Genomic DNA, 21,708 nt, shown 5'->3' on the forward strand with positions numbered 1-21,708 from the left:
TCATTCCTCCCACAGCAGTTCCAGCATTTCGACAAGGTCGTTCTTTGCCAGCCCGCAGGACGCCGCCAGCCGGACGGCCTCCGTCAGGTGCGATTCAATTTGCTTCAGATTCTCCTCCCGGAGCAGTTCCGTGTTTTTCGCCGCCACGAAGAAGCCTTTGGCCGGGATGGCATACAGAAAGCCCTCCTTTTCCAGCTCATCGTAGGCGCGTTTGGTCGTGATGACGCTGATGCGCAGGTCGCGCGCCAGCGCCCGGATGGACGGCAGCGCCTCGTCCGGCTGCAGATTACCGTTCAATATCTCATTTTTGATCTGGGTATAGATCTGGTCATAGATCGGTGCTCCGCTTTTGTTGTCGATAAAAAGATTCACATCGCTCCCCCCTCCGTCTTGTCTGTACATGTACAGTATATACAGTTGACGCAGAGTTGTCAAGAGGCAACTGCAAAAAAGCAGCCGCTCCCAACGGGAACGGCTGCTTTTGGTTTTTCTTATGCAGTTCCTGCGAACGGCTCAGTAGGCCACGCCCCAATAGACCATGGCCTTGGCGGGCTTGCCGCAGCAGGGGCAGACATCGCTCAGGTGCTCCTGCGCGAAGGGCATGCAGCGGCTGGACAGACCTGCCTCTTCCTTCATCTTCATCTCGCAGGCCAGGTCACCGCACCACATGGTCTTGATATAGCCGGTGTTGGCCTTGGCCAGCTCCTTGACCTCGTCCATGGTGGTGGCTGCCCAGGTGCGCTTTTCGCGGTTGGCCAGAGCGCGCTCGTACAGGTCCTTGCGCAGGGCCTCCAGCTGGGCCGGGATGGCCGTTTCCAGCTCATCCAGAGAGACGAAGACCTTCTCGCGGGTGTCGCGGCGGACCAGGACGCACTGGTTCTTCTCCAGATCCTTGGGGCCGATCTCCAGGCGGAGGGGCACACCCTTCATCTCCCACTGGGAGAACTTCCAGCCGGGGGCGTTGTCGCTGTCGTCCAGCTTGACGCGGGCGTACTTGCTGATCTTCTCAGCCAGCTCCGCGGCCTTCTCAGAAACACCGGGCTTGTGGGCGGCGATGGGCACGACCACGACCTGGATAGGAGCCACAGCGGGCGGCAGGATCAGGCCGTCGTCGTCGCCGTGGGTCATGATGATGGCACCCACCAGACGGGTCGAAACGCCCCAGCTGGTCTGGAACGGGTGGTGCAGCTGGTTGTCGCGGCCGGTGAAGGTCACGTCATAGGCCTTGCTGAACTTATCACCGAAGTAGTGGCTGGTGCCGCTCTGCAGGGCCTTGCCGTCCTTCATCATCGCCTCGATGGTGTAGGTCGCCTCCGCACCGGCAAACTTCTCTTTATCGGTCTTGCGGCCCTTGACAACAGGGATGGCGAGATCCTGCTCGCAGACGTCTGCGTAGCAGTTCAGCTGCTGCTGGGTCTCAGCCTCAGCCTCGGCAGCGGTCTCGTGGATGGTGTGGCCCTCCTGCCACCAGAACTCGCGGCTGCGCAGGAAGGGACGGGTGGTCTTCTCCCAGCGCACGACGCTGCACCACTGGTTGTACTTCATGGGCAGCTCACGGTAGCTGTGCAGCACGCGGGACCAGTGGTCGCAGAACATGGTCTCGCTGGTGGGGCGCACCGCCAGACGCTCTTCCAGCTTGTCCGAGCCGCCCATCGTGACCCACGCCACCTCCGGCGCGAAGCCATTGACCAGCTCGCCTTCCTTCTGCAGCAGGCTCTCCGGGATCAGCACGGGCATGGCCACGTTCTCATGACCGGTGGCCTTGAAGCGGGCATCCATGTCCTTCTGGATCAGCTCCCAGATGGCCTGGCCGTAGGGGCGCAGGATGATGAAGCCCTTCACGCTGGAATACTCGACCAGCTCTGCCTTGACGCAGATGTCGGTGTACCACTGCGCAAAGTTCTCTTCCTGGCTGGTGATCGCCTGCACGAGTTTCTTGTTGTCTTTTGCCATTTTCTTTTATCCTCCAAAGCCGTGCGCCAAACGCCCTGCTCCCAGGCCGTTCCGCACGAACTCATATTAAAAGCCCCGCCGCAGCACCGCCGTGTGCAGCGCCGGGAAACGGGGCCTTTTGCAGCGTCCGGATCAGCCCTGATGGCTGTCCACAAAGTTCACCACGTCACCCACGGTGCGCAGCGTCTCGATGGCGTCATCCGGCACCTCGATGCCGAACTCATCCTCCAGCGTCATGACCATATCCACGATGTCCAGGCTGTCGGCCTCGAAATCGCTCATGATGTCGCTCTCCATCGTGATCTTGGCGGGGTCGATATCCAGCTGTTCCGCCAGCAGGGCACGAATTTTCTCAAAGGTATCCATTGTCACGGTCTCCTTTTGTCATCGATTCTTTGTTGTCCGCCCTGCGCAGCTGACCGGCCGCGCAAAGCACTCTCTATTTTTTATATCCCATGGGCCGCATCTTGTCAAGCCCTGTTTTGGATTCCGGAACGGATGCGGCGGAAATTTCCGATAAAAATTGCGGAAAGCACAGTTTTCCGCTTGACAGAATCCCGTTTGCTTCTTATGATAATAAGAGGTTCGTTATAACTACCGAAAGGATGAACGCGATGAAGTTCTCATTTACCAAAATGCAGGGCTGCGCCAACGACTATATCTATCTGGACTGCCGGTCCTCCGGCGTGCCGGAGAACATTGTTCCGCTGGCCCGGAAGCTCTCGGCGCGGCATTTCTCGGTGGGTGCCGACGGCATCATCTGCATCTGCGCCCCGGAAACGCCGGGCGCAGACGGCACCATGCGCATCTTCAACGCCGACGGCAGCGAGGCGCAGATGTGCGGCAACGGCATCCGCTGCGTGGCTGAGTGGCTGCATGTGCATGAACCGGCCTGCGCAGCAAAGCCCGTGCTGAAGATCGACACCCGCAGCGGCCGGAAGACGCTGACCCGGATGGGCGAGGAGCTGTGGCAGGTGGAGATGGGGGCCTATTCCACCCGCGCCGCCGATCTGCCCGCCGTGAACATGGGCGAAGGGCCGCTGGTCCGCTGCCCGCTGACGGTGGACGGCAAGACCTGGGAGGTCACCTGCATCAGCGTGGGCAATCCCCACTGCGTCACCCTTGTGCCGGAGGTGGACGGCCTCAAGCTGGAGGCCATCGGCCCGGCGTTCGAGTCCCACCCGAACTTCCCGGAGCGGATCAACACCGAGTTCGTCGAGTTCGTGGACCGCACCCGCCTGAAGATGCGGGTGTGGGAGCGCGGCAGCGGCGAGACCTGGGCCTGCGGCACCGGCACCTGCGCCACGGTGGCCGCTCTGGTGGAGCAGGGCCTGTGCCCCGCGGGCGAGGACGTCCATGTGGCGCTGCGCGGCGGCGAGCTGACCATCCGGGTCCTGCCCGGCCAGCAGCTGCTCATGACCGGCGCGGCCTCCACCGTTTACGAAGCTGTGATCGAAGTCTAACGTTAGAAAGAATCGAGGGAAAATACAATGAAAATGAATCATCATTACGGTGAGCTGAAGGCAAGCTATCTGTTCGTGGACATCGCCCACAAGGTCGCCGCCTATCAGGAAGCACACCCCGAAAAAGAGATCATCCGCCTGGGCATCGGCGATGTGACCCAGCCTCTGGCCAAGTGCGTCGTCACCGCCATGCAGGACGCCGCCGCTGAGATGGGCACCAAAGAAGGCTTCCACGGCTACGGCCCGGAGCAGGGCTACCCCTTCCTGAAGCAGGCCATCCAGGGCTATTATGCCGGCCGCGGCACCCGGCTGGACGAGGATGAGATCTTCATCTCCGACGGTGCCAAGAGCGACCTGGCCAACGTGCTGGGCCTGTTCGATGTGGACAACACCGTTCTGGTTCCGGACCCCGTCTACCCCACCTACGTGGACGACAACGTGACCGACGGCCGCAGGATCATCTACGGCCGCACCAGCCAGGAGAACGGTTTCCTGGGGATGCCCGATGAGAACGTGAAGGCAGACATCATCTATATTTGCAGCCCCAACAACCCCACCGGTGCCGCTTACACCCGCGAGCAGCTCAAGGAGTGGGTGGCCTATGCCCGCAAGAACAGCGCCGTCATCCTCTACGATGCCGCCTACGAGTGCTTCATCACCGACGAGCACCTGGCCCGCAGCATCTTCGAGATCGAGGGTGCCCGCGAATGCGCCATCGAGATCTGCTCCTTCTCCAAAATCGCAGGCTTCACCGGCACCCGCTGCGGCTACACCATCGTGCCCAAGGAGCTGGAGCGCGAGGGCATGAACCTGAACAAGCTCTGGCTGCGCCGCCAGACCACCAAGTTCAACGGTGTGCCCTACGTCGTGCAGCGCGCCGCTGCCGCCGTCTTTACCGAGAGCGGTATGGCCGAGATCCAGCAGAACCTCGACTACTACCGCCAGAACGCCAAGGTCATCGCCGATGCGCTGGACGCATGCGGCGTGTGGTACTGCGGCGGCAAGAACAGCCCCTACATCTGGCTGCGCTGCCCCGGCAATATGAAGAGCTGGGAGTTCTTCGACTGGCTGCTGGAGAACTGCGGCGTCGTCGGCACCCCCGGCGTTGGCTTCGGTGCATGCGGCGAGGGCTATTTCCGCCTGACCGCCTTCGGCGATGCGGAGAAGACCCGGACCGCCGCTGAGCGCATCCAGACCGCCATCCAGGCCCTGTAATTTTTTGCAAGCAAAAAGGCGATGCAGTTTTTGTACGACTGCATCGCCTTTTCTGTTTTTTCCGGTCCGGTCTTATTTCCGGCCCGTCAGCCGGTTCAGCAGCATCACCGCCAGGACCAGCACACCGATGACGAGGATGATGCCGACCATTCCGATCACCATGATGGGCAGAGTGGTCATCCACGAAGAAAGATGAAGCATAAACACACCTCCGTTAAGCCATCAGAGTCAGGATCAGGCCGCCTGCAATGACGGACGCGATCTGCCCCGAAACGTTGACGCTGATGGAGTACATCAGCAGGAAATTCTGGTTGTCCTCTTCCAGGCCCATCTTGTTGACGACGCGGCCGCTCATGGGGAAGGCCGAGATGCCGGCAGCGCCGATCATCGGGTTCAGCTTTTTGCCCTCCGGCAGGAAGAGATTCAGCAGCTTTGCAAACAGCACACCGCCTGCGGTATCGAAGACAAAGGCCACCAGACCCAGTGCGAGGATCAGCAGGGTGTCGGGCCGGACGAACTTGTCTGCGGTCATCTGCCCGGCTACGGTCAGGCCCAGCACGATGGTGATGAGGTTCGCCAGCACATTCTGCGCCGTTTCACTCAGCACATTCAGCACGCCGCACTCCCGCAGCAGGTTGCCGAACATCAGGAAGCCCACCAGCGCCACACTGGCCGGGGCCACCATGCCCGCGATGATGGTCACAACGATCGGGAACAGGATCTTGGTCAGCTGGGAGACGCTGCCCTTCTCGTAGGACATCCGAATGCGGCGCTCCTTCCGGGTGGTCAGCAGCCTGATGACCGGCGGCTGCACGATGGGCACCAGCGCCATGTAGCTGTAGGCAGCCACCATGATGGCACCGAGGTACTGGGAGTTGAGGGTGTTGGCCACGAAAATGGCGGTGGGGCCGTCGGCTGCACCGATCACGGCGATGGACGCGGCATCCTTCAGGTCAAAGAAGAAGCCCGCCAGGAACAGCGTGAAAAAGATGCCGAACTGTGCTGCCGCACCAAAGAGCATAAGCCACGGCTTTTCCAGCAGGGGGCCAAAGTCGATCATGGCGCCGATGCCGATGAAGAGCAGCAGCGGGAACAGCTCGTTGGACATGCCCGCCTCAAACAGGGCCGAAATGGGGCCGACGGTCTCTCCCTGGGTGATGGCACCCGACAGGGGCAGGTTGACCAGAATGGCACCAAAGCCCATGGGCAGCAGCAGGCTCGGCTCCATCTTTTTTGCGATGGCAAGGTAGATGAGCAGCGCACCGATGCCCCACATCACCACCATCTGCCAGGTCAGATTCCCGAAATTGGAAAAGAGCCCGGCGAACGTGTTCAGAAAGTTCATAGTTTTACCTCCTCGTGTTCCGGTGCCAAAGGCAAGAAAAAAGAGACTCCTGCCACAGCACCCTGTCTGTGACAAAAGTCTCAAGCGAACACATGACATCGGGCATTTCTGCCGTGATGACGCTGCCATGCAGCACCCCGCAGACCCTGCGGAGCGCTCTTTACTCCCTTTTATCGGGTCTTATTAAATCAGACTGCGTCCCCGCTGTCAAGAGGTTTTCCGGATTCTTTGCCAAATTTTGCTTCAGCGCTCGAACGTCGTGCTCAGGGTCGTGGCCCAGTGCTGGCCGGGGGCGAGGCAGGCGGCGGCAGCGCGTTCGGTCCAGGCCTGCGGGTCGCACTCGGCACCGGGCAGGGACTGCCACGGCTCGATGCAGACGAAGCGGACCGGCTTTGCCGGGGCCGACCAGATGAGAGAATACGGGTAGCCCTCGACGTTGCAGACGATGTGGCGGCCGGTGTCCTTTTCGTAGATGCCCAGCGTCCTGGTGCGCAGGCCCGCCATGCAGAAGCTGTCGTTGGCGAAGAGGTCGTCCGTGAGCGGGATGGCGGAGACGTTCTTCCACCGGTAGCCGCACCTGCCGGTCAGCAGGCCGTTGGGGTAAGCGTCCAGGATCATCGGGCTTTCGGGCTGGTCGAAGCGGAACTCGTAATCGGTGGTGGTGTGGCTGGCATCAAAGGGGATGCGGAAGGCCGGGTGGTAGCCGATGCCGAAGCGCAGCTCCTCTGCGGCGGTTTCGGGGTTCACGACCGTCAGGGTGTGGTGGACGGTCTTCCCCTCCAGCCGGAAGGTGCTGGTGAGGACAAAATCGAAGGGGAAGCGCTCGGCCTTGATCGCATCGTCCGAGCGCAGTTCCAGCTCAATGGTGTCACCCTCGGCGCGGAGCAGGGTGTGCTCCAGATCCCGTGCAAAGCCGTGCTGGCCGCCCTTGTAGGTCTTGCCGCCATGGGTGAAGGTGCCGCCGGGCAGTTTGCCCGTCCAGGGGAAGAGGATGGGCGCATGACGCTTCCAGACCGCCGGGTCGGCCTGCCAGAGCAGCTCTTCGCCCGCTGCGTTCTTCAGGCTGACGGCCTCCGCGCCAAGGGTGTCCACGGTCAGAGTCAGAAATTCGTTGTGGATGGTTGCCTGCATGATTCGTTCTCCTTTTTCATTGTTATCGGTTGACGATGTGCTCGCCGTTTCCGTCCAGGAAGGTGCGCAGGTTCCGGGTGGTGATGTCCATCAGGTTCTGCAGCGCTTCCTTTGTCGTCCATGCAATGTGCGGGGTGAGGAGGGCGTGGGGCTCCTTCCGGAGCGGGCTGTCCGCCGGGAGGGGTTCGGTGGCAAAGGCGTCGGCCCCGTAAAAGCCCAGCTGCCCGCTGCGGAGCGCCGCCGTGACCGCTGTTTCGTCCACAAGGGCACCGCGCGCGGTGTTCAGCAGGATGGCACCGGGCTTCATCTGCGCCAGTGCCTCCGCACCCATGAGCCCCCGCGTCTGGGGCGTGGCCGGGCAGTGGAGGCTGAGGACGTCGCTCTCCTTCAGCAGGTCGGCAAACGGCACGAACTCCACACCGTCGGCGGCATATTCCGGCCGGACGGTCCGGGTGCAGACGAGCACCCGCATCCCGAATGCTCTGGCGATGCGGGCTGTCTGCCGCCCGATGCTGCCGTAGCCGTAGATGCCGAAGATCTTGCCGTACAGCTCCATCTGGGGCAGCAGGCCGTAGCCTGCCGGGATATCCAGCTGCCACAGGCCGTCCTTGACGGCGCGGTCATACCGCTCGGCACACTGGACGATGGCCAGCAGCAGGCTGAAGGTCATCTGCGCCACGCTGTAGGTCGAGTAGCCGGGCACATTCGCCACGGCCACGCCATGGCGGCGGCAGGCGTCCAGATCCAGATTGTCAGTGCCGGTGGCGATGATGCCCACGAACTTCAGGTTCGGGCACTGGGCTAGGATGGCTTCATCCATCCGGCATTTGTTGAGGAAGACGACCTCGGCATCCCCGATACGGGGCGCAATCTCCTCGTAGGCCGTGCGGACGTAGCTGGTGGTATCCGGGATGAGGGCTTTGACCCCCGACCAGTCGAGGTCGCCCTCGTGCATGACATAGCGTTCCAGAATGACAGCTTTCATCGCTTCTCCTCCAATTCCACGTCCTCGCGGAGCACCTGCCCGATGGGCTGGGCGATGCACAGGTCTGCGCTTTCGTCCGCCGGGGTGGGCTGCATGTTGATGACGACGAGATGCCGGCCCCGGAAATACCGCAGCAGCCCCGCCGCCGGGTAGACCACCAGACTGGTGCCGCCCACGATGAGGGTATCGGCCCGGCGGATGGCCTGCACGGCCCCGGAGACGACCTCGTCGTCCAGCCCTTCTTCGTATAGCACCACGTCCGGCTTGACGATGCCGCCGCAGTCCGGGCAGCGGGGCACACCGGTGCTGTTGGCGATGAAGTCGATGTCGTAGAACTTGCCGCATCCGGTGCAGTAGTTGCGCAGGGTGCTGCCGTGCAGCTCATAGACGGTCTTGGACCCTGCCGCCTGGTGCAGGCCGTCGATGTTCTGGGTGACGACCGCTTTCAGCCTGCCCTCGCGTTCGAGTTTGGCCAGCCGCAGATGGGCGGCATTGGGCCTTGCCCCTTTCACGATGAGCTTATCGCGGTAAAAACGGTAAAATTCCTCTGGATTTTGTTCCCAGAAGGTGTGGCTCAGGATGGTTTCGGGCGGGTAATCGTATTTCTGATGATACAGCCCGTCCACGCTCCGGAAGTCCGGGATGCCGCTCTCCGTGGAGACGCCCGCACCGCCGAAGAAGACGATGCTGTCGCTCTCCTGGATGATTTTCTCCAGCGCAGGAACCATAACAAAAAACGCCCCTTTCCAGCAGATTTGGTTACACGTCCAGTATAACACAAATCCGGCGGAAAGGAAGCGTTTCTTTTGGTTCTCTGGTTCAGCGGCCGTTCTCGGCAAACAGGGTGCCGAGGGCCGCAAAGAGGTCGTGCGGGAGCATCCCGGCTTCGCCGTGCACGGCGGCGGCGCGGTCGGCAGCGGCCCCGTGGAGGTAGACCGCGCAGACGGCAGCCTCAAAGGCAGGCAGCCCGCAGGCCAGCAGAGCGCTGGTCATACCGGCCAGCACATCGCCGCTGCCCCCGCGTGACAGGCCGGGGTTGCCGGTGGGGTTCACCGCGCACCGGCCATCCGGGGCCGCGATGACCGTCTGCGCCCCCTTGAGCACGACCACGGCGTTCCACGCTCTGGCAAACCGCAGGGCGGTGCCCTCCCGGTCGGCGTGGATGGCCGCAGCGGACAGCCCGGTCAGCCGGGCCATCTCGCCGGGGTGGGGTGTTAAAATCAGTTCACCCTTCGGATGAAGCATTTTTCCAGCTTGCAACAGGTCGGCGGCGGCGTTCAGGCCGTCGGCGTCCAGCACGGCACTGCCCGCAAAGCCGGGCAGGAGCGTTTGTACCAGTGTCCGGGTCTCGGCGGCGCGGGCCATGCTCTGGGCCGTGTAGCCCAGCCCCGGCCCCAGCAGAAGGACGGTCGCCTTCTGGCGCTGGATGCAGGGGATGCTCTCCGGCGCGATGCCGCATTCGGCCCCGGCCTCGCAGGGGCAGAGGCAGCACTCCGGCAGGCGGGCAGACACCGCCGCCAGCACCGGTTCCACGCTGGCCAGCGTGACGATGCCCGCACCGGTGCGCAGAGCGCCTTCCACCGCCAGCGCTGCCGCACCCCGGTAGCTGGCGCTGCCTGCCACGGCCAGCACGGCCCCGAAGGTACCTTTGTGGCTGTCCCGCGGGCGGGGGCGAAGACACGTCCAAACATACGCGGCGTCTGTTTTCATAAGGTTTACACCTCTCCCTGCAAATAGTTCCGGATCTCCTTCTCGACCTCCTGCACTTCCTGATGGAACATGCGGGCCGAGACGCGAAGGGCACCGTGGCCCAGAATGATGATCTGTTCCATGCCGTCGGAGGTGGCCACGCGGACCCGCCGCCCCTTGCCGATCTCGTGGGTAACATGCTCGATGAACATATCCGCCGTCTCGGCCTCCTTGGTGTAGACGACGTGGATGTTGTGATATTGCTCGATGACGCCGGGGCTGCCCGGCACACGGTAGGCATCGAACACGAGGATGAGCACACACTTTTTGAACCCCTGATAGTTGCACAGGATGTCCATCAGCTTCTTGCGGGCGGCATCAAGGCTCTGTTTGGAGAGCTCGTTCAGCTCATCCCACGCAAAGATGATGTTGTAGCCATCCACCAGCAGGTATTCGGGCGCGATCTCCCACTGCTCGGCGTCAAAATCCGGGCGCTCGGTCTTCCGGGTCGGGCGGAATGCGGCCAGCGGGTCCCGCTTGATGGGGCCATAGGTCTGCTCAAAGATCTTCAGCAGCTCGGCGTCCTCTTCCAGCGTGGCGCGGTAGGCGGCCATCCGGCGGGGCCGGGTGGCCGCCTCTTCCGCCGGGCGGGCGGTCTTGCCCCAGCCGCTGTCCACGTGCATGTGGCTGCGTACCTGTTCCCAGGGCACCACGAACCCGGCCCCATGGGAGCAGAAGACCGAATCCGCCGGGTTGTCGAGGTCGTGTTCCGGCTCGTAGCCGATGGCTGCCAGCACCTCGTCGGTGTTGTGGCAGGGACGGTAGCCATCCAGCGTCAGACTCAGGTGCCCCCGGCCCCGCGTGTAGCCCACTACGTCCATCGGGTAGCTGCGCATCGTGGAGGCCGGGGCTGTGCCGGTCAGGGTGGCCGTCTGGCCATCCGGAGCCGTCTGGGGCGGGTCGAAGCTGCCGCCCATCTGCTGGATGTCGTTCATCGCACGGCCCACATTCTCGGCCGGAAGTTCCAGCCGGAAGGCGTACCACGGCTCCAGCAGCTGCGCTTTGTGGATCTGCGCGGCCATCATCAGGCCCTGCCGCACCGCGCGGTAGGTCGCCTGCCGGAAATCGCCGCCCTCGGTATGCTTCAGGTGGGCGCGGCCCGCGATGAGGGTGATCTTCACATCGGTCAGCGGGGCACCGGCCAGCACACCAAGGTGCTGTTTTTCTTCGAGATGGGTCAGCACCAGACGCTGCCAGTTCTTATCCAGCACCTCTTCGCGGCAGTCGGCCGCAAACTGCATCCCGCTGCCGCGGGGCAGAGGTTCCAGCTTGAGGTGGACTTCGGCATAGTGGCGGAGCGGCTCATAGTGGCCCACGCCCTCGATGGCCTCGGTGATCGTCTCCTTATATAAAATGCCGCCGGGGCCGAAGCACACCTCCAGCCCATAGCGCTCTGCCAGCAGGCTCCGGAGCACCTCCAGCTGGATCTCGCCCATGAGCTGGACGTGGATCTCGCCCAGCGTCTCGTTCCAGACGACGTGGAGCTGGGGTTCCTCTTCTTCCAGCCGGTGGAGCTTGCCGAGAGCTGCGTGGACGTCAGCCCCCTCCGGCAGAAGCACCTGATAGCTCAGCACCGGCTCCAGGACCGGCAGGTCGCCGTCCCGCTCTGCGCCCAGCCCCTCGCCGGGGCGGGCTTTGGTCAGTCCGGTGACGGCGCAGACCTGCCCCGGCCCGATGCGCTCGGCCAGCGTATACCTGGCACCGGAATAAAGGCGGAGCTGGTTGGCCTTTTCGGCCCAGGGCTCCCCGTCCACTTCGCCGGTGAGCTGGGCCTTGACCTTCAGTTCGCCGCCGGTCACGCGCAGCCAGGTCAGCCGGGCCCCCTGCTCATCCTGCGAGATCTTGAACACCCGTGCGCCGAAAGCCTCCAGCGCGGGAGCCGGGCGAGTGAAGCGGTCCAGCCCGGCCAGAAGTTCGTCCACACCCTCCAGCCTGAGCGCTGCGCCGAACCAGCACGGGAAGACATGCCGCCGGGCGATGGCCGGGAGAATGTCGGCATCGGTCAGTTCCCCTTTGTCGAGGACGGTTTCCATCAGCCGCTCGTCGCAGAGGGCCAGCGCTTCGTCGCGGGCGGACGCATCGGCCCCGAAATCCACAAAGCCGTCCCCCAGCCGATGGTTGAGCTGTTCCAGCAGCGCCTCCCGGCCGGGGCCGGGCAGGTCCATCTTATTGAGGAAAACGAAGGTCGGGATGTGATACCGCCGCAGCAGACGCCAGAGCGTTTCGGTGTGGCTCTGGACGCCGTCGGTGCCGCTGATGACCAGCACCGCATAATCGAGTACCTGCAGGGTGCGCTCGGTCTCGGTGGAAAAGTCCACATGGCCGGGGGTATCCAGCAGGGTGAAGTCGGTGTTTCCTGCCGTCAGCAGGGCCTGCTTGGAAAAGATGGTGATGCCGCGCGCCTTTTCCAGCGCGTCGGTGTCGAGAAAGGCGTCCTTGTGGTCCACGCGGCCCAGCTTCCGGATGGCACCGGCGCGGTAGAGCATGGCTTCGGAAAGGGTGGTCTTGCCGGAGTCCACATGGGCGAGGATGCCCACCACCAGCTGCTTGTGCGGGTTTTCCATGGTCTGCACCCTTCCTTATAAAAAGCTGATGCAGAGTGCCACCACCACCAGCGGCACCCCCAGCACCAGATTGGAGAGCATACTGCAATAGGTACGCTCCTCCGGCTCCAGCTCCTCAAAGGAGACGATCTTCTCGTCGGCATAGTCCATGATGGAGCGGGTGGCGTGGAACTTTTTCTGCGGCTTGATCCCCTTGAACTCTTCGAGCAGATGGTGGATGGTCAGGCCGTCCAGCCGCATATAGTCCACCCACGCCCAGATGAGCAGCACCACGCCGCACAGAAAACCCGGTGCCTCCCACATGGAGAAGGTTCCATCGCTGACATACCGCTCCCACAGCAGCATCAGCACAGCCACGATGGAAGTGCGGGTCACAGTTTTATATAAGATGGGATGAAGCATATAGCCTTTGTACATCGCGCGTAGTTTTTTCATGGTTTGCTCCTTATTCCGATACAGATACATTTTATTGTAGCATGTTTTTATGAAAAAAGATAGCAGAATCGTCCGTGGTGAAAAAACAGTCCACCTTTTTTTCTTTTGAAGCCTGCCGCTTTCCGCGGCCACCCGGCGCTTTGGATTCTTTTGCATTTTTCCGCTGCTGCTTTTCATGCAAAAGCGGCTGTCACCCTTTTGTTTCCAATTTATTGCTTTAATCCGTTGACTTCTTTTCAATACAGTGCTAAAATATCTGGAGTGCGACTTTTGCCCTTCCTGTGCATTTTTTCGTGGAGGACAGGCCACACTCGTTCAGGAATAGGAAAAAACGGCGCAGGCAGACCGCCAGTGCCAGAGATCTGGGAGGATCCATCCATGAGTATCAATTTTGAGTCTCACAAGCTCGACCGCCGCAGCTTCCTCAAGGGCGCAGGCATGGTCGGCGCAGCTGGGCTGCTGGCCGCCTGCGGCGGCAAGTCCGACAACGGCAGCAGCGCTACTTCCACCAGCGGTGCCGCAGCCCCCAACACCACCGGCGCCACCCCGCTGAAGGAGTTCATCTCCTTTGAGAGCGGCAACCGGGAGCTGGAAAGCTGGAATATACTGTACACCCAGAGGGCTGAGGACGCCAACGTCATCACCAACCTGTGGGACGGCCTGCTGAGCTTCGACTGCTACGGCAAGGTCGTGCCCGCCATCGCTTCCAGCTGGGAGCACAACGACGATTCCACCGTCTGGACCTTCCACCTGCGCGATGACGTCGATTGGGTCGATGCCAACGGCGAGGTGAAGGATCACCTGACCAGCAAGGATTTCCTGGTCGGCTTCGAGTGGGTCATGAACGCCTACAAGAATGAGGCCAACAACACCTCCATGCCCAACGATACCGTCGTGGGCGCTGCCGATTACTACGAGCAGACCAAGGCAGCCGGCGACGCTGCTGCCGACATGACCTATGAGGACATGCTGGCTGCCGGTGTCGGCATCGAGGCTCCCGATGACTACACGCTGGTCTTCACCTGCAAGGACCCCTGCCCGTACTTCGACACCGTGGCGGCTTACAACAGCTTCTACCCCGTCGCTCCCGCCCTGCTCGACGAGCTGGGCATCGAGGGCTTCCGCGGCTGCGACAACACTACCATGTGGTACAATGGCCCGTACGTCGTCGAGGAGTATATCCAGGGCAACACCAAGAGCTATATCCCCAACCCCAGCTACTACGATGCAGCCAACGTCAGCCGCTTTGAGCGCCTGACCATCACCATGATCTCCGATGGCTCCATCAGCCTGCAGCTGTACGAGAACCGTGAGCTGGACGAGGTCGATCTGGGCGAGAGCAGCATCGCCACCATCCAGGCCGATCCTTCCAACGTGTTCAACCAGCAGCTGTGCGAGAAGCGCCCCAAGAAGTTCAGCTACTGCTTCATCTTCAACTACGACAAGCGCAAGGCCGACGGCACCGCCGATGAGAACTGGAACAAGGCCATCGCCAACAAGGCATTCCGCCAGTGCTTCTCCAAGGGTCTGGAGCTGTCCAAGTTCTACGCTCGCTACAACCCCATCAACCCGCTGAAGTGCGAGAACGACTTCTTTACCATGAGCGGCCTGTGCTACACCACCGACGGCACCGATTACACCAGCCTGGTCGCTAAGGAGCTGGGTCTGGATGGCGAGAAGTATGATGGCAAGACCATGAAGCGTCTGCGCGCCAACAACGGCGACATCACCGACCTGAAAAAGCAGGCCATGGACGAGCTGAGTGCCATCGGCGTCACCTTCCCGGTGCACTGCTCTTACTATATCCTGGCCGGTTCCACCACCGCTCTGGACAGCGCGACCGTCCTGAAGCAGTGCTTCACCGACAGCTTCGGCGATGACTTCATCGTGCTGGACATCGAGACCTTCGTCTCCTCCACCATGAAGGAGGTCGTGGCACCCAAGCTGCAGAGCTTCGTCCACATGGGCTGGGGCGCTGACTTCGGCGATCCCATCAACTTCCTGGCCCAGATCATCGTCCACGACGACAACGCTTACTACAGCTGCAACATGACCAACATCGAGGGCATCGCCGAGAACGGTGCCGCCGATTACCAGAAGGATCTGGTGGCTGCCTACGAGCAGTTCACCGACCTGGTCAACGAGGGCCGCGTCATCGTCAACGACACCGATGCACGCTACGCTGCCTTCGCAAAGGCTGAGGCCTACTTCCTGGAGGAGAATCTGATCTTCCCCACCGTCTACGATGTGACCTGGTGCCTGACCCACGCCAACGAGTACAGCAAGATCAACGCCATGTACGGCCCCTGCAACTACAAGGCGGTCAACTGGGAGACCAGCGAAGAGGCTTACACCACCGAGCAGTACGAGGAGTTCGCCGCTGCTTTCGATGCAGCCACCCAGGCCTGATCGGTTTTTGAGCGCATTCTAAGTTAAGCACTTTTCCCCCGGCGGGAGCTGTTCGCAAAGCGGATGGCTCCCGCTCTTTTATTATGTAAAGTGTTTCACACCTGTTCGTTTGTGAAGAACAATTTCGGTTGTTTTGTCTTTCAAAAGCAGTGTTAAACTTTTTGCATCCTTCGTCAGACAAAAACAAATATATTTCATCGTTTTCCACAGTCTATCTTTCTTTTTTGAAGAAGTTCCTGTCCATGCTCCATTGACAGCTTATTCTTTTAATGATATAATAATCAGCGTGTTAAGGTTTTGCGGGAGGAGCACAGGCACAGACAGAGGGGTCTGTATCTGCGCTCTTTTGTATTCCTCAGCAGTACAGGAGATGCGAAGCTCCCGCAAAGGAGTGGGAAACAAGCAGGACAACGCGCCCTGCACCATGCACCGAAGCACGGAAAAAATTTTAGGGAGGATAACACAATGAACATCAATCACGAGTCTCATGCAATCAGCCGCCGCAGCTTTCTGAAGGCTTCCGGCGTTGTTGGTGCCGCCGGCATCCTGGCAGCCTGTGGCGGCAGCTCCAGCAGCTCCACCGCTGCTTCTTCCGGCGCAACCAGCGCCCCCAACACCACCGGCGCTACTCCGCTGAAGGAGTTCATCTCCTGGGAGGGCACCAACCGTGAGCTGGAGAGCTGGAACATGCTGTACAGCCAGATGGCTTCCGACATGAATGTCACCACCAACCTGTGGGAGGGCCTGCTGAGCTTTGACTGCTACGGCAAGGCCGTGCCTTCCGTGGCCAAGGAGTGGAGCCACAACGAGGACTCCTCCGTCTGGACCTTCAACCTGCGCGACGATGTCGACTGGGTGGACGTCAACGGCGAGGTCAAGGCTCACCTGACCAGCAAGGACTTCCTCGTGGGTCTGGAGTGGGTGCTGAACGCAGCCAAGAACCAGGCCAACAACACCTCCATGCCCAACGAGACTCTGGTGGGCGCTGCGGACTACTACCAGAAGACCAGCGACATGGGCGACGCCGCTGCCGACCTGACCTACGAAGATATGCTGGCCGCCGGTGTGGGCATTGAGGCTACCGATGATTACACTCTGGTCTTCACCTGCAAGAATCCCTGCCCGTACTTCGATACCGTGGCTGCTTACACCAGCTTCTACCCCGTCTCTGAGGACCTGATCACCGAGCTGGGCATCGAGGGCTTCCGTGCCTGCGACTACACCAACATGTGGTACAACGGCCCGTATGTGGTGGAGGAGTTCATCAGCCAGAACACTAAGAGCTACATCCCCAACCCCAACTACTATGGTGCAGACGATGTGTCCCGCTTCGACCGCTTCACCGTTACCATGATCAGCGACGGCACCGTCACCTTCCAGCTGTATCAGAACCGTGAGCTGGACGAGATGGATGTCGGCGAGAGCACCCTGACCACCATCCAGGCCGATCCCAACAGCGAGTACAATGCTCAGCTGTGCGAGAAGCGCCCCAAGAAGTTCAGCTACCAGATGCACTTCAACTATCAGAAGAACAATGAGGACGGCACCCCCGACGACAACTGGAACAAGGCCATCGCCAACACCGCCTTCCGTCAGTGCTTCTACAAGGGCCTGGAGCTGACCAACTGGTATGCACGTACCAACAAGATCAACCCCCTGAAGTGCGAGAACGACTACTACACCATGCCGGGCGTCTGCTACAACACCAAGGGCGAGGAGTACTCCACCCTGGTCGCCAAGGAGATGGGCTTCGACAAGGAGTCTTATGACGGCAAGACCATGATCCGCCTGCGCGCCAACAATGGCGACATCGCGGACCTGAAGAAGCAGGCTATGGACGAGCTGAGCGCCATCGGCGTCACCTTCCCCGTCCACGCTGCTTACTACATCATCGCCAGCAACTCCACCGCTCTGGACAGCGCAACCGTCCTGAAGCAGTGCTTCACCGACAGCTTCGGCGATGACTTCATCGTGCTGGACATCAAGACCTTCGTTTCCTCCATCACCCAGGAAGTCCGTAACCCGCAGCTGCAGAGCTTCGTCATCAACGGCTGGGGCGCTGACTTCGGTGACCCCGTCAACTTCGTTGGTCAGGAGATCCTGCACGACGACAACGCCTACTACAGCTGGTACTACTCCAACATCGCTAAGATCGTCGAGGCCGGCCCCGCTGACTGGCAGAAGGATCTGGTGGCCTGCTACGAGGAGTTCACCGATCTGGTCAACACCGCAAAGGCCATCGTCGATGATACCGATGCCCGCTATGCTGCCTTCGCAAAGGCTGAGGCCAGCATGCTGAACAACGTTCTGGCCTGCCCCTGCTACTTCGAGGTGGCCTGGACTCTGACCCACGCCAACGAGTACAGCAAGATCAACGCCATGTACGGCCCCTGCAACTACAAGGCTGTCAACTGGGAGACCAGCGAAGAGGCTTACACCACCGAGCAGTACGAGGAGTTCGCTGCTGCATTCGATGCTGCCACCAAGGCCTGAGTTTTTTACCGCACCCCAAAATAAAAGTTAAAGGTTCGATAACATGTTAAAATACACGGTTAAGCGGCTGCTCCAGTCGCTTGTCACAATCTTTTTGATCGCAACAGCCGTCTTTTTGATGATGCGCTGTCTGCCGACGGACTACTACTTCACTGAGGAACAGCTCATGAAGTTCACCGATCAGCAGAAGACCGCTGCTCTGGAAGCAGCCGGCCTGACCGACCCCATCCCCACCCAGCTGATCAAGTTCTACAACGATCTGCTGCATCTGGACTTCGGCACATCCCGCCGCATCCAGAACGGTGCATCGGTGGTCAAGGTCATCGGCAAAAAGTTCGGCGTCTCGATGCGCCTGGGCCTCACCGCCTCCGGCATCTCTCTGGTGCTGGGTGTGCTGATGGGCATTCTGCAGGCGGCATTCAAGGACAAAGTGTTCGACTGGATCGGCACGGCTTACACCGTGTTCGTCAACGCAGTTCCTTCTCTGGTCTCGTATTCGCTGGTCCTGGTCTTCGGCTCCAAGTACCTGGGCTTCCCCACGCTGTACTCCACCCGCAATGTGGGTGCGTCCAGCGTGCTGCCCATCACCTGCCTGTCGCTGGCTTCCATTGCAGGCTATGCCCTGTGGACCCGCCGCTACATGGTCGATGAGCTCACCCGCGACTACATCAAACTGGCGCGTGTCAAGGGCCTGAGCTCCCGCGAGATCATGTTCAAGCACGTGCTGCGCAACGCCATGGTCCCCATGGTGCAGTATATCCCCCAGTCCATCCTGCTGACGGTCGGCGGCTCTCTGCTGATGGAGCGCTTCTTCTCCGTCCCCGGCATGGGCCCCCTGCTGACCGACGCCATCCAGCGTTATGACCTGAACGTCGTGCAGACGCTGGTCATCCTGTATGCCGTTCTGGGCATCGTGGGTGTTTTCCTGGGCGACGTGCTGATGATGGTGGTCGACCCGCGTATTACTCTGACCGGAAAGGAGGAAGCTCGCTGATGGCTAAGGCATCGGATTTTGAGGGCAAGAAGCAGGACGAACTGTTCTACTTCGTCGAATACTCTCCGGAAGAAGCCGAGCGCATCGGCTATTCCAACTATTCCTACTGGGGTTCCGTCATCCAGAACTTCCTCAAGCAGAAGGTTGCTGTCTTCTGCCTGATCCTGTTCCTGGCACTGAGCGTGTTCTCTTTCATCGCACTGGCCATTGGCAAGTACGATTACACCACCCTGATCTCGGATACGAGCAAGGCATTCATCAAGCCGAACAGCGAATACTGGTTCGGCACCGACAACCTCGGCCGTGACTACTGGTGCCAGGTGTGGTACGCCACCCAGGTCTCCATCCGTCTGGCTCTGGTCGTTGCCGTTGGCGAGAGCATCGTCGGCGTCATCTTCGGCCTGATCTGGGGCTACGTCCGCAGCCTGGACCGCTTCTTCACGGAGCTGTACAACCTGATCGACAACGTGCCCTATATCATCTATATGACCCTGATCGCCCTGATGGTCGGTCAGAGCTTCTGGATCATGGCCATTTCGATGATCGCCATCAACTGGCTGTCCATGGCGCGCCGTGTCCGTAACATGGTCTTCATGTTCCGTGACCGCGAGTACAACCTCGCTTCCCGCTGCCTTGGCACCCCGCTGTGGCGTGTTCTGACCAAGAACATCCTGCCGTATCTGGTCTCTGTCATCATCCTGCGCATGGCGCTTTCCATCCCCGGCACCATCAACCTGGAGTCTACGCTGTCCTACCTGGGCCTGGGCCTGGGCATCGACACCCCGTCTCTGGGCCTGCTCCTGAGCAAGGTGCGCGGCTTCTTCCTGGATTACCCGTACCTGCTGGTCTTCCCTGCATCCATCGTGTCCATCATCTCGATCTCGTTCTACATCATGGGCAACGCTTTGTCGGATGCGGCAGACCCGCGCAACCACGTTTGATAGATTGGAGAGAGAAACGTAAATGGATAGAAAACCGATTATCTCTGCCAAAGACGTGGAGATCACTTTTAGCCTGCGCGGCCGCAAACTGAACGCCATCCGCAAGTGCTCGCTGGATCTGTATGAAGGCGAGACCCTCGCCATCGTCGGCGAGTCCGGCTCCGGCAAGTCCGTGTTTACCAAGACCTTTGTGGGTATGCTGGATGCCAACGGTACCATCACCGGCGGCTCCATCCTGTACGAAGGCCGCGATATGACCAAGTTCACCGAAAAGGACTGGCTTGGTGTCCGCGGTAAGAAGATCGCCATGGTCATGCAGGACCCGATGACCAGCCTGAACCCGCTGAAGAAGATCGGCAAGCAGATCCAGGAGAGCATCGAGCATCACCAGGGCCTGAAAGGCGAAGCCGCCAAGAAGGCCGCCATTGAGATGCTGGGCAAGGTCGGCATCCCCGACCCGGAGCGCCGCTACGAGCAGTATCCGCACGAGTTTTCCGGCGGTATGCGCCAGCGTGTCGTCATCGCCATTGCAGCAGCCTGCCGCCCGCAGATCCTGATCTGCGACGAGCCGACCACCGCACTGGATGTGACCATCCAGGCGCAGATCCTGCAGCTCATCCGCGATCTGCAGAAAGAGCTGGGCATGTCCGTCATCTACATCACCCATGACCTGGGTGTTGTGGCCAACGTGGCAGACCGCGTGGCCGTCATGTACGCCGGCCAGATCGTGGAATACGGCACCGTTCAGGAGATCTTCTACGACGCATGGCATCCCTACACCTGGGCGCTGCTGCAGGCGCTGCCGCAGCTGGGCACCAAGGGCGAGAGCCTGCCCACCGTGGACGGCACTCCCCCGAACCTGTTCAACGAGATCCATGGCGATGCTTTCGCCCCCCGCAACAAACACGCGCTGGCGATCGACTTCGTGGCAGAACCTCCGTTCTTCCAGGTGTCCGAGACCCATGCAGCAAAGACCTGGTATCTGGACCCGCGCGCGCCCAAGATTGAGCGCCCGCACTCCATCCAGAACCTTCGTGAGAAAATGGGAAAGATGGGAGGTTCCAACTTAAATGGCTGAGCGTGAAAAGCTGATTGAGCTGAAAGACCTTCAGATCACCTTTGGCTCTGGCAAAAAGAAATTTGTGGCTGTGGACCATGTCAATTTTGACATCTACAAGGGCGAGACCTTCTCGCTGGTCGGCGAGTCCGGCTCCGGCAAGACCACCATTGGCCGTGCCATCTGCCGCATCAACCCGACCTCCGGCGGCGACATCCTCTTCAAAGGCCAGAAGATCAACGGCAAGATCTCCAAAGAGCTGGACCAGGAGGTCATCCGCAAGATCCAGATGATCTTCCAGGACCCCATGGCATCCCTGAACGAGCGCGCCAAGGTCGAGTACATCGTGGCCGAGGGTCTGCTGAACCACCACCTGTACAAAGACCAGGAAGACCTGCACAACAAGGTCATGGACGCGCTGCACGAAGTCGGCCTGCTGCCGGAGTTCGCTTCCCGCTTCCCGCACGAGTTCTCCGGCGGCCAGCGTCAGCGCATCGGCATCGCCCGTGCTCTGGTCATGCAGCCGGAGTTCATCGTGGCCGATGAGCCCATCTCGGCTCTGGACGTCTCCATCCGCGCACAGGTGCTGAACCTGCTGAACGAGATGAAGAAGAGCCGCGGCCTGACCTACCTGTTCATCGCACATGACCTGTCGGTCGTCCGGTTCATCTCGGACCGCATCGCCGTCATCAGCAAGGGCCGTATCGTGGAGCTGGCCGAGGCGGAAGAGCTGTTCCTCCATCCGCTGCACCCCTACACCAAAGCCCTGCTGAGCGCCGTTCCCATCCCCGACCCCGCTCTGGAGAAGAACAAGAAGCTGCTTGTTTATGATCCGTCCATCCACGATTACAGCGTGGAGAAGCCGGTCTGGGAAGAGATCGCCAACGGTCACTTCGTCTATGGCAACCAGCGCGAGCTGGAAGGCTACCGCAAGGAGTACGAAAGCCAGCTTTAAGCTGAACCGCTTTCCGGTA

General features: G+C 60.7%; 19 protein-coding genes. 8 read left to right on the forward strand and 11 right to left on the reverse strand.

From position 1 onward, the window contains the following. The 3 genes from I5P96_RS09900 to acpP all read right to left on the reverse strand — a co-directional run bounded on the left by I5P96_RS09900 (position 1) and on the right by acpP (position 2,319). Positions 1-372 carry a GntR family transcriptional regulator gene (locus I5P96_RS09900; protein WP_097792619.1) on the reverse strand — a complete coding sequence of 124 codons (372 nt, stop codon included), beginning with the start codon at positions 370-372 and terminating at the stop codon, positions 1-3. A gap of 141 nt (positions 373-513) precedes the next feature. Next, positions 514-1,953, reverse strand: a complete 1,440-nt coding sequence (gene proS, locus I5P96_RS09905; RefSeq protein WP_207685492.1) for a proline--tRNA ligase — start codon at positions 1,951-1,953, stop codon at positions 514-516. A 132-nt stretch (positions 1,954-2,085) separates the two neighbouring features. After that, entirely contained in the window at positions 2,086-2,319 is a 234-nt protein-coding gene (gene acpP, locus I5P96_RS09910; RefSeq protein WP_097792621.1) for an acyl carrier protein, read from the reverse strand. Positions 2,320-2,567: 248 nt separating this feature from the next. Here acpP and dapF point away from each other — a divergent pair, with 248 nt between their 5' ends. After that, a complete protein-coding gene (gene dapF / locus I5P96_RS09915; RefSeq protein ID WP_223381901.1) occupies positions 2,568-3,416 on the forward strand; it encodes a diaminopimelate epimerase in 849 nt (282 codons plus the stop codon). A gap of 27 nt (positions 3,417-3,443) precedes the next feature. Next, positions 3,444-4,631 carry an LL-diaminopimelate aminotransferase gene (locus I5P96_RS09920; RefSeq protein WP_223381902.1) on the forward strand — a complete coding sequence of 396 codons (1,188 nt, stop codon included), beginning with the start codon at positions 3,444-3,446 and terminating at the stop codon, positions 4,629-4,631. 72 nt (positions 4,632-4,703) lie between these two features. On the opposite strand, the gene I5P96_RS09925 is transcribed toward I5P96_RS09920, so the two are convergent. From I5P96_RS09925 to I5P96_RS09960, 8 genes are all read right to left on the reverse strand, one after another. Further along, a complete protein-coding gene (locus I5P96_RS09925; RefSeq protein ID WP_097792624.1) occupies positions 4,704-4,832 on the reverse strand; it encodes an oxaloacetate decarboxylase in 129 nt (42 codons plus the stop codon). A gap of 13 nt (positions 4,833-4,845) precedes the next feature. Next, positions 4,846-5,976 (reverse strand): sodium ion-translocating decarboxylase subunit beta, encoded by a 1,131-nt coding sequence (locus tag I5P96_RS09930; protein ID WP_223381904.1) that lies wholly within the window; start codon positions 5,974-5,976, stop codon positions 4,846-4,848. A 243-nt stretch (positions 5,977-6,219) separates the two neighbouring features. Continuing rightward, the gene (locus I5P96_RS09935; RefSeq protein WP_223381906.1) at positions 6,220-7,107 is read right to left on the reverse strand and encodes an aldose 1-epimerase family protein; all 888 of its coding nucleotides are present in this window, start codon (positions 7,105-7,107) and stop codon (positions 6,220-6,222) included. 22 nt (positions 7,108-7,129) lie between these two features. After that, positions 7,130-8,092: a D-2-hydroxyacid dehydrogenase gene (locus I5P96_RS09940; protein ID WP_223381908.1), complete on the reverse strand. Its 963-nt coding sequence runs from the start codon at positions 8,090-8,092 to the stop codon at positions 7,130-7,132. After that, a complete protein-coding gene (locus I5P96_RS09945; RefSeq protein ID WP_118551739.1) occupies positions 8,089-8,820 on the reverse strand; it encodes an NAD-dependent protein deacylase in 732 nt (243 codons plus the stop codon). The genes I5P96_RS09940 and I5P96_RS09945 overlap by 4 nt, the downstream gene beginning before the upstream one ends. A gap of 91 nt (positions 8,821-8,911) precedes the next feature. Beyond that, a complete protein-coding gene (locus I5P96_RS09950) occupies positions 8,912-9,802 on the reverse strand; it encodes an NAD(P)H-hydrate dehydratase (protein WP_223381910.1) in 891 nt (296 codons plus the stop codon). A 5-nt stretch (positions 9,803-9,807) separates the two neighbouring features. Further along, complete coding sequence (locus I5P96_RS09955) at positions 9,808-12,405, reverse strand: translation factor GTPase family protein (RefSeq protein WP_223381912.1); 2,598 nt, start codon at positions 12,403-12,405, stop codon at positions 9,808-9,810. Positions 12,406-12,420: 15 nt separating this feature from the next. Then, on the reverse strand, positions 12,421-12,840 hold the full coding sequence (locus tag I5P96_RS09960; protein WP_097792631.1) for a hypothetical protein: 420 nt from the start codon (positions 12,838-12,840) through the stop codon (positions 12,421-12,423). Positions 12,841-13,218: 378 nt separating this feature from the next. On the opposite strand from I5P96_RS09960, the gene I5P96_RS09965 reads away from it, so the two are divergent. The 6 genes from I5P96_RS09965 (at position 13,219) to I5P96_RS09990 (ending at position 21,689) form a co-directional block, all read left to right on the forward strand. Next, the gene (locus tag I5P96_RS09965) at positions 13,219-15,249 is read left to right on the forward strand and encodes an ABC transporter substrate-binding protein (RefSeq protein ID WP_223381914.1); all 2,031 of its coding nucleotides are present in this window, start codon (positions 13,219-13,221) and stop codon (positions 15,247-15,249) included. A 465-nt stretch (positions 15,250-15,714) separates the two neighbouring features. After that, positions 15,715-17,742 (forward strand): ABC transporter substrate-binding protein, encoded by a 2,028-nt coding sequence (locus I5P96_RS09970; protein WP_223381916.1) that lies wholly within the window; start codon positions 15,715-15,717, stop codon positions 17,740-17,742. A 43-nt stretch (positions 17,743-17,785) separates the two neighbouring features. Next, on the forward strand, positions 17,786-18,736 hold the full coding sequence (locus tag I5P96_RS09975; RefSeq protein ID WP_118551727.1) for an ABC transporter permease: 951 nt from the start codon (positions 17,786-17,788) through the stop codon (positions 18,734-18,736). Beyond that, positions 18,736-19,677 carry an ABC transporter permease gene (locus tag I5P96_RS09980; RefSeq protein WP_118551725.1) on the forward strand — a complete coding sequence of 314 codons (942 nt, stop codon included), beginning with the start codon at positions 18,736-18,738 and terminating at the stop codon, positions 19,675-19,677. Before I5P96_RS09975 ends, I5P96_RS09980 begins: the two co-directional genes overlap by 1 nt. A gap of 22 nt (positions 19,678-19,699) precedes the next feature. Continuing rightward, entirely contained in the window at positions 19,700-20,755 is a 1,056-nt protein-coding gene (locus I5P96_RS09985; protein WP_097792636.1) for an ABC transporter ATP-binding protein, read from the forward strand. Continuing rightward, positions 20,748-21,689, forward strand: a complete 942-nt coding sequence (locus tag I5P96_RS09990) for an ATP-binding cassette domain-containing protein (RefSeq protein WP_223381917.1) — start codon at positions 20,748-20,750, stop codon at positions 21,687-21,689. The genes I5P96_RS09985 and I5P96_RS09990 overlap by 8 nt, the downstream gene beginning before the upstream one ends. The last annotated feature ends 19 nt before the right edge of the window (positions 21,690-21,708 follow it).

The organism is Faecalibacterium prausnitzii (assembly GCF_019967995.1).
GTDB lineage: Bacteria > Bacillota > Clostridia > Oscillospirales > Ruminococcaceae > Faecalibacterium > Faecalibacterium prausnitzii_E.

Coding starts and splice junctions, on each gene's coding strand:
- I5P96_RS09940 (WP_223381908.1), bottom strand. CDS start 8,092: ATGAAAGCTGTCATTCTGGAACGCTATGTCATGCACGAGGGCGACCTC.
- I5P96_RS09945 (WP_118551739.1), bottom strand. CDS start 8,820: ATGGTTCCTGCGCTGGAGAAAATCATCCAGGAGAGCGACAGCATCGTC.
- proS (WP_207685492.1), bottom strand. CDS start 1,953: ATGGCAAAAGACAACAAGAAACTCGTGCAGGCGATCACCAGCCAGGAA.
- I5P96_RS09980 (WP_118551725.1), top strand. CDS start 18,736: ATGGCTAAGGCATCGGATTTTGAGGGCAAGAAGCAGGACGAACTGTTC.
- dapF (WP_223381901.1), top strand. CDS start 2,568: ATGAAGTTCTCATTTACCAAAATGCAGGGCTGCGCCAACGACTATATC.
- I5P96_RS09985 (WP_097792636.1), top strand. CDS start 19,700: ATGGATAGAAAACCGATTATCTCTGCCAAAGACGTGGAGATCACTTTT.
- I5P96_RS09950 (WP_223381910.1), bottom strand. CDS start 9,802: ATGAAAACAGACGCCGCGTATGTTTGGACGTGTCTTCGCCCCCGCCCG.
- I5P96_RS09925 (WP_097792624.1), bottom strand. CDS start 4,832: ATGCTTCATCTTTCTTCGTGGATGACCACTCTGCCCATCATGGTGATC.
- I5P96_RS09930 (WP_223381904.1), bottom strand. CDS start 5,976: ATGAACTTTCTGAACACGTTCGCCGGGCTCTTTTCCAATTTCGGGAAT.
- I5P96_RS09970 (WP_223381916.1), top strand. CDS start 15,715: ATGAACATCAATCACGAGTCTCATGCAATCAGCCGCCGCAGCTTTCTG.
- acpP (WP_097792621.1), bottom strand. CDS start 2,319: ATGGATACCTTTGAGAAAATTCGTGCCCTGCTGGCGGAACAGCTGGAT.
- I5P96_RS09955 (WP_223381912.1), bottom strand. CDS start 12,405: ATGGAAAACCCGCACAAGCAGCTGGTGGTGGGCATCCTCGCCCATGTG.
- I5P96_RS09960 (WP_097792631.1), bottom strand. CDS start 12,840: ATGAAAAAACTACGCGCGATGTACAAAGGCTATATGCTTCATCCCATC.
- I5P96_RS09920 (WP_223381902.1), top strand. CDS start 3,444: ATGAAAATGAATCATCATTACGGTGAGCTGAAGGCAAGCTATCTGTTC.
- I5P96_RS09965 (WP_223381914.1), top strand. CDS start 13,219: ATGAGTATCAATTTTGAGTCTCACAAGCTCGACCGCCGCAGCTTCCTC.
- I5P96_RS09935 (WP_223381906.1), bottom strand. CDS start 7,107: ATGCAGGCAACCATCCACAACGAATTTCTGACTCTGACCGTGGACACC.
- I5P96_RS09990 (WP_223381917.1), top strand. CDS start 20,748: ATGGCTGAGCGTGAAAAGCTGATTGAGCTGAAAGACCTTCAGATCACC.
- I5P96_RS09975 (WP_118551727.1), top strand. CDS start 17,786: ATGTTAAAATACACGGTTAAGCGGCTGCTCCAGTCGCTTGTCACAATC.